This window comes from Mesorhizobium intechi, from assembly GCF_002879535.1.
Lineage (GTDB): Bacteria > Pseudomonadota > Alphaproteobacteria > Rhizobiales > Rhizobiaceae > Mesorhizobium > Mesorhizobium intechi.
This window is the reverse complement of sequence record NZ_PNOT02000039.1, coordinates 1-10,038: the sequence shown is the minus strand read 5'-3', so window position 1 is coordinate 10,038 and position 10,038 is coordinate 1. Positions and strand designations below refer to the sequence as shown.

General features: G+C 62.7%; 9 protein-coding genes. 5 read left to right on the top strand and 4 right to left on the bottom strand.

The window, feature by feature from the left end:
• The first annotated feature begins 213 nt into the window (after positions 1-213).
• From cysD to cysQ, 3 genes are read left to right on the top strand one after another with little or no spacing between them, the layout of a single operon-like run.
• Positions 214-1,119, top strand: coding sequence for a sulfate adenylyltransferase subunit CysD (cysD, locus tag C1D09_RS03340; RefSeq protein ID WP_143972978.1), 906 nt, complete (start codon positions 214-216; stop codon positions 1,117-1,119).
• A gap of 2 nt (positions 1,120-1,121) precedes the next feature.
• Positions 1,122-3,059: a sulfate adenylyltransferase subunit CysN gene (gene cysN / locus C1D09_RS03335; protein ID WP_167514460.1), complete on the top strand. Its 1,938-nt coding sequence runs from the start codon at positions 1,122-1,124 to the stop codon at positions 3,057-3,059.
• A gap of 10 nt (positions 3,060-3,069) precedes the next feature.
• Positions 3,070-3,861 carry a 3'(2'),5'-bisphosphate nucleotidase CysQ gene (cysQ, locus tag C1D09_RS03330; RefSeq protein WP_167514462.1) on the top strand — a complete coding sequence of 264 codons (792 nt, stop codon included), beginning with the start codon at positions 3,070-3,072 and terminating at the stop codon, positions 3,859-3,861.
• Between the two features lie 10 nt (positions 3,862-3,871).
• Here the strand turns inward: cysQ and C1D09_RS03325 are convergent, their stop codons facing one another.
• The 4 genes from C1D09_RS03325 to C1D09_RS03310 form a co-directional block, all read right to left on the bottom strand.
• Entirely contained in the window at positions 3,872-5,014 is a 1,143-nt protein-coding gene (locus C1D09_RS03325) for a DegT/DnrJ/EryC1/StrS family aminotransferase (RefSeq protein WP_143972979.1), read from the bottom strand.
• Positions 5,015-5,277: 263 nt separating this feature from the next.
• Positions 5,278-6,201 (bottom strand): carbohydrate kinase family protein, encoded by a 924-nt coding sequence (locus tag C1D09_RS03320; protein ID WP_143972976.1) that lies wholly within the window; start codon positions 6,199-6,201, stop codon positions 5,278-5,280.
• The gene (locus tag C1D09_RS03315) at positions 6,198-6,644 is read right to left on the bottom strand and encodes an RbsD/FucU family protein (RefSeq protein WP_143972975.1); all 447 of its coding nucleotides are present in this window, start codon (positions 6,642-6,644) and stop codon (positions 6,198-6,200) included. The genes C1D09_RS03320 and C1D09_RS03315 overlap by 4 nt, the downstream gene beginning before the upstream one ends.
• Positions 6,645-7,871, bottom strand: a complete 1,227-nt coding sequence (locus tag C1D09_RS03310; RefSeq protein ID WP_143972974.1) for an ROK family transcriptional regulator — start codon at positions 7,869-7,871, stop codon at positions 6,645-6,647.
• A 267-nt stretch (positions 7,872-8,138) separates the two neighbouring features.
• Between C1D09_RS03310 and C1D09_RS03305 the strand changes: the two genes are divergently transcribed.
• Positions 8,139-9,116, top strand: a complete 978-nt coding sequence (locus C1D09_RS03305) for a sugar ABC transporter substrate-binding protein (RefSeq protein WP_425463399.1) — start codon at positions 8,139-8,141, stop codon at positions 9,114-9,116.
• A 160-nt stretch (positions 9,117-9,276) separates the two neighbouring features.
• Positions 9,277-10,038 (top strand): ABC transporter permease (locus tag C1D09_RS03300; RefSeq protein WP_143972972.1); only part of this gene is annotated, 762 nt, incomplete at its 3' end.

The window sequence follows — 10,038 nt, the reverse complement described above, 5'->3', positions numbered from 1 at the left end:
AACGGAAATTTCCGGGTTTTGGCTAAAGCATGGAAAAATCATTCCCGAACTGACCGCTGCCGGGCTCGTCTTGCATTGTTTTGCCGTGCGCCGATCTGCTAGAACGCCCGCACGAAACACTTTGTCCAGAAGCGAAGCTTGAACCGGGCACAAAAGCTCGATGATTTGACGCGAGGTCTTCTGTCGCAAGGCACGAGAGAACGTTCACAGTCTATGACAATCGCCCTTACGCATCTGCAGCGGCTTGAAGCCGAGTCCATCCATATTTTCCGCGAGGTGGCGGCCGCCTTTGCCAAACCGGTCATGCTCTATTCGGTCGGCAAGGATTCATCCGTGCTGATGCATCTGGCGATGAAGGCGTTTTATCCCGCCAAGCCGCCTTTCCCGTTCCTGCACGTCGACACGACCTGGAAGTTCCGCGAGATGATCGCTTTCCGCGACCAGATGGCGCAGAAACTGGGTTTCGACCTTTTGGTTCATGTCAATGAAGACGGCGTGCGCGACAACATCAATCCGTTCGACCACGGCTCGAACACCCACACCCATGTCATGAAAACCGTGGCGCTGCGCCAGGCGCTCGACAAATACGGTTTCGATGCCGCCTTTGGCGGCGCCCGCCGTGACGAGGAGAAATCGCGCGCCAAGGAACGCATATTCTCGTTCCGCAATGCCCAACATGTCTGGGATCCGAAGAACCAGCGCCCCGAAATGTGGAAGATCTTCAACACCCGCATCGCATCGGGTGAATCGATCCGCGTCTTCCCGCTGTCGAACTGGACCGAGCTCGATATCTGGCAGTACATCCTGCAGGAGAACATCCCGATCGTGCCGCTCTATTTCGCCAAGGAACGGCCGGTGGTGGAGCGTGACGGGATGCTTATCCTCAAGGACGACGACCGCATGAGACTGCGCCCCGGCGAGACAGTGGAGAACCGCCTGGTGCGGTTCCGCACTTTGGGCTGCTATCCGCTCACCGGCGCTATAGAATCCGATGCCGACACGCTCGAAGCCATCGTCGGCGAGATGCTGACCGCGCGCACATCCGAGCGGCAGGGCCGCCTGATCGACCGTGACGAAGCCGGCTCGATGGAAAAGAAGAAGCGCGAGGGGTATTTCTGACCATGCGTCACATCATGGCAAAAAGCCTCGCCCCCACCGACAGCATCCGCGACTACCTGGCCGCGCAGGAGAAGAAGTCGCTGCTGCGCTTCCTGACCTGCGGTTCGGTCGACGACGGCAAGTCGACGCTGATCGGGCGCCTCCTGTCCGACACCAAGCAGATTTTCGAGGATCAGCTTGCCGCGCTCGAACGCGATTCGCGCAAGCATGGCACCACGGGCGATGACATCGATTTCGCGCTGCTGGTCGACGGCCTCGAGGCCGAGCGCGAGCAAGGCATCACCATCGACGTTGCTTATCGCTTCTTCGCCACGCCGAAGCGCAAATTCATCGTCGCCGATACGCCCGGCCATGAACAGTACACCCGCAACATGGCGACGGGCGCCTCGACCGCCGACCTGGCGATCGTGCTGATCGATGCAAGGCAAGGGGTGCTGCGCCAGACAAGGCGCCATTCGATCATCGCCTCGCTGCTCGGCATCCGTCACATCGTGCTGGCCGTCAACAAGATTGATCTCGTCGACTTCGATCAGGCGGTCTTCGGCCGGATCGTCCATGACTATGCACAGTTCTCGCGCGATCTCGGCTTCCAGACCATCGTGCCGATCCCGATGTCGGCCCGATACGGCGACAATGTCAGCGGCCGCTCCGCCAATATGCAATGGTATTCCGGTCCGACGCTGATCGAGCACCTCGAGACCGTCTCGGTCGAGGAGCCTGCCGTCGAGCAGCCGTTCCGTTTTCCAGTGCAGTACGTCAACCGCCCCAATCTCGACTTCCGCGGCTTTGCCGGCACGATCGCGTCGGGGGCCATCGCGCAAGGCGACGAGGTCGTCGTCGCCAAATCCGGCAAGTCCTCGCATGTCAAACGCATTGTCGCTCACGGCGGCGATCTCAAACAGGCGGTGGCCGGCCAGGCCATCACGCTTGTTCTCGACGACGAGGTGGAAGTCTCCAGAGGCAATATGCTGGTTTCGCCGGCCGCCAGGCCGCAGGTCGCCGATCAATTCGCCGCCAACATCGTCTGGTTTGACGAGCATGCGTTGCTGCCGGGCCGCTCCTACATCCTGCGCACCGAAACCGATCAGACCAGCGCCACGGTCACCGACCTGAAATACCGCATCAACGTCAACGACTTCGCCCATGAAGCGGCCAAGTCGCTTGAAATGAATGAAGTCGGCATCTGCAACATCTCGACACGGGCGCCGATCGCCTTCGATCCCTTCGCCGAAAACCGGACCACCGGCGCCTTCATCCTGATCGACCGCATATCGAACGCCACCGTCGGCGCGGGTATGATCGTGCACTCGCTGCGTCGTGCCGAGAACATCCACTGGCAATCGCTCGATGTCGGCAAGCGTGTGCGCGCCGACATGAAGAACCAGCGGCCTGCTGTCTTCTGGTTCACCGGGCTTTCCGGCTCCGGCAAGTCGACCATCGCCAACCTCTTCGAGAAGAAGCTGTTCGCCACCGGCCGTCACACCTATATCCTGGACGGCGATAATGTCCGCCACGGTCTCAACCGCGATCTCGGCTTCACCGATGCCGACCGCGTCGAGAACATCCGTCGGGTCGCCGAAGTGGCCAAGCTGATGGCCGATGCCGGGTTGATCGTCATTGTCTCGTTCATTTCGCCGTTCAGCGCCGAACGGCGCATGGCGCGCGAGTTGATGGCCGATGGCGAGTTTATCGAGGTGTTTGTCGACACGCCTTTCGAGGAGTGCGCCAGGCGCGATCCGAAAGGCCTTTATGCCCGCGCGCTGAATGGCGAGATCAAGAATTTCACCGGCGTGGATTCACCTTACGAAGCACCGGAACACCCGGAAATCCATCTGAAGACGCTCGGCAAATCGGCGGAAGAGATGGTAGATGCCCTGGAACATTGGCTGAATGAGCGCGACATTGCCGAAGACCAATATGAAAGTGGCGGCGGTATCTGACGACAGGTCGATGCTTGACGTCTTCGAGCGGCTGGCCCTGGCGGCTGGACGCGAGGTGATGCGGGTCTTCCACGCTGGTTGCGCCGTCGACCGGAAATCAGACGCCTCGCCGGTGACCGAGGCGGACCGCGAGAGCGAGAAGATCATTCTCTCGGGCCTGCGCGCCGCATTTCCCGAGATTCCCTGCGTGGCCGAAGAGGAAGCGGCGGCCGGAATCATGCCGGCCGATCTCGGCGACACGTTCTTCCTCATCGATCCGCTCGACGGCACCAAGGAATTCGTCAATCGCCGCACTGACTTCACCGTCAACATCGCGCTTGTTCGCCATGGTGTGCCGGAAGTTGGCGTCGTCTTCGCGCCTTGCACTGGCCGCTTCTTTTCGGGGCGGCCGGGCAGCGCGGAAGCCCTGGAAATCAATGACGACTATCAGATTGTCGGCCGCCGGCCGATTTCGGTGAGAGCGGCCGCATCACCGCTGGCCGTGGTTGCCAGCCGCTCCCACAACACGCCGGAAACCGAAGCTTATATACGCGACCTTGGCGCAGCCGAGATCGTTTCCGTTGGTTCTTCCTTGAAATTCTGTCTTCTCGCCAGCGCCGAGGCGGACGTCTATCCTCGCTTCGGCCGCACCATGGAATGGGACACCGCGGCCGGCGACGCGGTGCTGCGCGCGGCGGGCGGCACCACACGCACGCTGGACGGCAAGCCCTTGGCTTACGGCAAACGCGACCAGGCCGATGACGAAGATTTCGCCAACCCGCATTTCATCGCTAGCGGCAGGGCAGGGGCGAGCCCCGCTTGAGAGCTGCCGATTACTCGGCTGCGGCCTGCGCCGAGTTCGAGCCGATATAGTTGCGGATCGTCTCGATGATCCGGTCCTGGTCGGCTTCGCTGAGATAGGGGTGCATCGGCAGGCACAGGATGCGCTTCGGCAGTTCCTCCGAGACGGCAAGACCGGTCGGCGTGCGCGGGTAGTCGCTATAGGCGACCTGCGCATGCAGCGGCTTGACGTAGTAGATGACGGACGGAATGCCCTTTTCGCTCAGATGCGCCTTCAGGCTGTCGCGCTTGGGCGTCTCGATGGCGTACTGCGCCCAGGCCGAACGGCTGCCATCGAGGTTGCGGGCTGCGGTGACGATGTCGCCCAGCCCTTGGGCATAGCGGTTTGCCACCACCTGGCGCGCCACCATCTCGTCTTCGAGAATGGCGAGCTTTTCGATGAGGATCGCCGCCTGCAGTGTGTCGAGCCGCGAATTGATGCCGACGCGGATGTTGTCGTACTGCGTCTCGCCCTTGCCGTGGAAGGCAAAGGAACGCAGCTTGTCGGCCATCTCGTCGTTGTTGGTGAACATCGCGCCGCCGTCGCCATAGCAGCCAAGCGGCTTGGCCGGATAGAAACTGGTCGAGCCGACATGGCCGAACGCACCGCACATCTTGCCGTCAAGCGACCCGCCCATCGACTGGGCGGCGTCCTCGATCACCAACAGCCCCTCGCGGTTGGCGATCGCCATGATGGCATCGTAGTCGGCGGCGAGACCGAACAGGTCGACCGGAATGATCGCCTTCGGCTGCAGCCGGCCTTCCTTCTTGATCATGGCGATGGCCGCCTCGAGGCTGGCGATGTCGATGTTGTAGGTCGCCGGATCGACATCGACGAACACCGGTTCCGCCTTGGCCAGCGCCACCACTTCGGCGGTGGCAGCGAAAGTGAAGCTCGGCACGAATACCGCGTCGCCCGGGCCGATCCCGGCGGCGAACAGCGGCAGCAGCAGCGCATCGGTGCCGTTGGCGCAGGCCACGACATGTTTGGTGCCGATATAGGCCGCAAGCTTCTTCTCGAACTCCGCGACCTGCGGGCCCAGGATGTAACGGCCGTCCTCGACGACATGGTCGATCGCGGCCTTCAGCCGGTCGCGGATGCGTTCGCGCTGTGCGCCAAGATCGATGAACTGCATGTCAGCCTCAAAAACGATTTTCAACCGGGCGGTCTAGCCAAAGAACGGCCCGCTGGTATCAGAGTTGTGCTTGCCGAGAAAGCCGGACAGCCAGAGCCGCCAATTGCCTAGGTGTCGCAGTCTGTTACCTCCGGTTTCCGGCGTATCTTCACAAGATGCCGGAAATCCGGGCTTCGTCGGGCGCGTTCACGTCCTTATAGTCCCGCTGGGCGGCCCCGCGAAACATAAAGTGATCGGCTGGCTCAACTTAAATTGAGCGTTACTCAGGCGATTTCATGCCGCCAAGGCGGATTGGCGCCCGCGCGCGACACGGTCACTGCCGCTGCCTTGGCACCAAGCGTCAATGCCTTGCGAATGGCGTCTTGCGGAAGGCCGCCGATGGCCGCCTTCGTCAGCAGCCCTTGTTCATGCAGCGAGGCGAGAATGCCGGCGTTGAACGTATCGCCCGCGCCGACCGTGTCGACCACCTCAACCTTCTCCGGCATCACGGTGACGGTATGGTCTTTGGTGTAACCGACAGCACCTTCGCTGCCATGGGTCACGACGATCAGCTTGGGGCCTCGGTCGAGCCAGTTGCGGATGACATCCTCATGCGAGCCGGCTTCGCCGAACCAATGGAGGTCTTCGTCCGACAGTTTCACGATGTCGGCCATGGCCATCATCTCGCGGATGCGCCTGAGGTGCTTGGCCTTGTCCGGGATGAAGTTCGGCCTGATGTTGGGATCGAGCATCATGACGCGGCTTGCGTGCTCGCGCCGCATGAACTCTTCATAGGCGCCGCCGGCGGGCTCCGAGATCAGACTGATGGCGCCGAACAGCATGGCTTCGATCTCGTTGCCGAGCGACGGCAGGTCGTCGATCGTCAGCATGCGCCCCGCGGTGTTCTCGTCGTAGAACGTGTAGGTCGCCTGGCCATTGGCGAGCCGTACGAAGGCGAGCGTCGTCGGCCTGGGCGAGGTGTGGGAATAGGTCGAGCTGACCTTGCTCGCCCCCAGCGCGTCCCTGAACTGGCCGCCGAAAAGATCCGACGACAGGCCCGAAAAGAAACCGGCCGGCGCCCCCAATCGGCCGAGCGCGATCGCCGTGTTGAACACCGCGCCGCCGACATAGGGGGCAAAGGCCGGCTCGCCCAGCGTCGTGATGCGCGGCAGCATGTCGATCAGGGCTTCGCCGCAGCAGAGGATCATGGCGTCTTGGTCTCCGGCGGATAGATCACGCCCTTGCGGATGATGATGTTGGCGTAAAGCCTGGGCTCGCTTGTCGCGACAATGGCATGCGCCGACTTGACCCGTGCATAGAAGTCGGCGCCGGCCAGTGCAACCACCTTGCGACCCGGTGCGCGCTTGGCGCAGATCGCCTCGATCTCGTGATGGACCGGATCGGCAATCGAGGGATTGCCTTTGACGGAGGCGCGGAACAGGGCTTCCGGAACGGCGTCGTCGACCGGCAGCACGCTCAAGATCGCATCGAGCACGGGAATGAGAGGATGGCCATCGGCCCGGATCAGGCGCTTCGCCTGCTCTTCGGCCGGATAGTTTCCGTCGACCAGGGCGATCTCGTCGCCATGGCCCATGGCGCGCAGTGTCGCCAGAAGGTCCGGACCGAGCAGCGCGGGGATTCCGATCAGCATTCAGGCGCTCCTTGAAATCGTCGTCGAGCCGATCAGGAAGCGTTCGGATAGCGGCAGGCTGGCGCCGCCGAGCGCCCGGGCGTGAATGCCGACGGTTCCCTCGCGGACGGCGGGCAGTTTCAGACCTTCGCCGTCGATTGTCGCAATGGCCGCGATGATGGCATCGACCAGCCTGCGGCGCACGGCCCGCGGCATCCAGCCGTCGACCACCGCCGCCTCGAAATCGATGATCGAGGACGCCGCGACGATGGCATAGGCGAGCGCCTGCGAAGCGCTGGCGACCCAGTCGTCGAGTTCGGAACCGATCTCGCCCCAATCCTCGGGCGACGTCCATAGGTGCGAGGCTTCGACGCCGCGGGCATTGAGCGCTTTTTCCAGCATGGCGATCGACGCCACGTCGATCAGCTGGGTCGGCTTGCCGTCCGGCCCGGGTACCGGCATGGAGCCGAGCGCGCCGGCATTGCCGGTCGGGCCGCCGAACAGCCGGCCGTTGAGCACGATGCCGCCGCCGGCGAAGGCACCGATATAGAAATAAACGAAGTCACGCGCGCCGCCAGCTTGGCCGAAGACGAGCTCGGCGCCGCACGCCGAGGTGGCGTCGTTCTGGAGATAGACTGGAAAATCGCATTGCGCCTGGATGTCGGCCCTGATGTCGCGGTGGCGCCATTCGTCCATGACATCGCGCGGCGCACCAGCGGTGTCGGCCCAGTTCCACAGTTCGAATGGCATGGCGATGCCGAGTCCGGCGATGCGCTTGTCCTGTGCCGGTGTCAGTTCGCCGCGCATCTTCTTCATGCCTGAAGTGACGAATTCAACCGTCTCGCGCGGTGCGGGATAGCGATAGGAGTGCTGCAGCATCGAGCGCACCTGCCCAAGAAAATCGATCAGCACCAGTTCCGCGCTGCGGCGGCCGATCTTGAGGCCGATGAAGAAGGCGCCCTCCGGATTGAGCGCCATAGGTATGGATGGCTGGCCGATCTTGCCACGCAGCGGCGCCTGTCGCACGAGCAGGCCTTCTTCCTCGAGTTCGCGCATGATGACCGAAACCGTCTGCGCCGAAAGTCCGGTCATGCGGGCGATATCGGATTTCGCCAGGCTGCCTTGCTGGCGCACCAGCGAGAGCACCAGCCGCTCGTTGTGATCGCGCATGCCGCTCTGGTTGGTGCCGCGGTGAATCAGGCTGTCATTCGCTTCGGGCGAACCGTGCCTCGCAGTGGCGGTCTCCACCCTGTTCCTCCCGTTGTTTCCCCTCAATGCTTTTGGGCCAGAATGAGTGAACGACGCAAGGCTGTCAATAATAAATAAGAGTGATTTAATTATTGACAGGAGCTGCGGTCTGGTGTCTGTTGAGGGGGCGTCCACGCTGGGAGAATTTCGTAGGATGCGCCGTAGATGCCGGTGGCCGGCATCCGGAATGGTTCCACTGGGAGGAAGATCGTGACCAATACAAAATTGTTGAAATCGACCGTGTTTGCCGCGGCAGCCTTGGGTCTGATGGCGTTTGCGTCATCCGCCTCCGCGGCCGGCGTCGGCGCTTGCCTGATCACCAAGACCGACACCAATCCGTTCTTCGTCAAGATGAAGGAAGGCGCGACCGCAAAGGCCAAGGAACTCGGCGTCGACCTCAAGACCTATGCCGGCAAGATCGACGGCGACAGCGAAAGCCAGGTGGCGGCGATCGAAAGCTGCATTGCCGACGGCGCCAAGGGTATCCTGATCACCGCATCCGACACCAAGGGCATCGTGCCGACCGTGAAGAAGGCGCGTGACGCCGGCCTGCTGGTGATCGCGCTCGACACGCCGCTCGACCCGATCGACGCGGCCGATGCGACCTTCGCCACCGACAATCTCGAGGCCGGCAAGCTGATCGGCGCCTGGGCCGCGGCAACGCTCGGCGACAAGGCCAAGGACGCCAAGATCGGCTTCCTCGACCTGACGCCGTCGCAGCCGACCGTGGACGTGCTGCGCGACCAGGGCTTCATGATGGGCTACGGCATCGACGTGAAGGATCCCAACAAGATCGGCGACGAAACCGATCCGCGCATCGTCGGTCACGACGTCACCAACGGCAATGAGGAGGGCGGCCGCAAGGCGATGGAGAACCTTCTGCAGAAGGACAACACCATCAACGTCATCCACACCATCAACGAGCCCGCCGCGGTCGGCGCCTACCAGGCGCTCAAGGCTGTCGGCCTTGAAAAGCAGGTGCTGATCGTCTCCGTCGACGGCGGCTGCCCCGGCGTGAAGTCGGTGACGGAAGGTGTCATCGGCGCGACGTCGCAGCAGTATCCGCTGCAGATGGCCGCGCTCGGCATCGAGGCGATCGCCGCCTTCGCCAAGGATGGAACCAAGCCGAAGCCGACCGAAGGCAAGAGTTTCTTCGACACCGGCGTCAACCTGGTGACCGACAAGCCGGCCAACGGCGTGAAATCCATCGACACCAAGGAAGGCCTCGCCAAGTGCTGGGGCTGATGCCGGCCTGACCGGCAATTAGAGAACTCGAGCGGTCGGGGCTTGATCCCCGGCCGCTTCGGGTGGACGATGGGTCGCGTGACCGCGAACAATCCCGGCGACAGACCGGAAAGGCGTGGACGGGCGTCAGCGCTAGGCTGACCCTTCACGGGGAGGAAACATGGCTCAAGCTCAGGAATTCGAGAAGGTTCTCTCGAGCAGCGACACCAGCGTTGCCGCGTTCGACGAACACAAATCCGCAGTCAGGCGCGTCCAGCACTTCCTGCATTCGACACCGGCCGCGGTGCCGCTGATCGTGCTGGTCCTGTCGATCATCATCTTCGGCATCACCATTGGCGGGCGCTTCTTCTCGTCCTACACGCTGACGCTGATCCTGCAGCAGATTGCCATCGTCGGCATTCTGGGCGCTGCGCAGACACTGGTCATCCTGACCGCCGGCATCGACCTGTCGATTGGCGTCATCATGGTCATTTCGGCGGTGATCATGGGCAATTGCGCCGTCAGCTACGGCTTGCCGAGCGTGGTGGCCGTGGCGCTCGGGCTTGCCGCCGGGGCTGCCTGCGGGCTGCTCAACGGCTTGCTGGTCGCTTACATGAAGCTGCCGCCTTTCATCGTGACCCTTGGCACGTGGAACATCGTCATGGCCACGAACTTCATCTATTCGGCCAATGAAACGATCCGTGACACCGACGTCGATACCCAGGCGCCGCTGCTGCATCTGTTCGCCCTGAGCTTCAAGGTCGGTACCGCGGTGCTGACGCTGGGCGTCATCGCCATGGTCGCGCTGGTGCTGCTGCTCTGGTACGTCCTCAACCACACCGCCTGGGGCCGCCATGTCTACGCTGTCGGTGACGACCAGGAGGCGGCCAAGCTGTCGGGCATACAGACCAAGAAGGTGCTGGTGACGGTCTACACCCTTGCC

Excerpts from the sequence above, each read along its gene's own strand:
- cysD (WP_143972978.1), top strand. The coding sequence starts at position 214 with ATGACAATCGCCCTTACGCATCTGCAGCGGCTTGAAGCCGAGTCCATC.
- cysN (WP_167514460.1), top strand. The coding sequence starts at position 1,122 with ATGCGTCACATCATGGCAAAAAGCCTCGCCCCCACCGACAGCATCCGC.
- cysQ (WP_167514462.1), top strand. The coding sequence starts at position 3,070 with ATGCTTGACGTCTTCGAGCGGCTGGCCCTGGCGGCTGGACGCGAGGTG.
- C1D09_RS03325 (WP_143972979.1), bottom strand. The coding sequence starts at position 5,014 with ATGCAGTTCATCGATCTTGGCGCACAGCGCGAACGCATCCGCGACCGG.
- C1D09_RS03320 (WP_143972976.1), bottom strand. The coding sequence starts at position 6,201 with ATGATCCTCTGCTGCGGCGAAGCCCTGATCGACATGCTGCCGCGCATC.
- C1D09_RS03315 (WP_143972975.1), bottom strand. The coding sequence starts at position 6,644 with ATGCTGATCGGAATCCCCGCGCTGCTCGGTCCGGACCTTCTGGCGACA.
- C1D09_RS03305 (WP_425463399.1), top strand. The coding sequence starts at position 8,139 with ATGGCGTTTGCGTCATCCGCCTCCGCGGCCGGCGTCGGCGCTTGCCTG.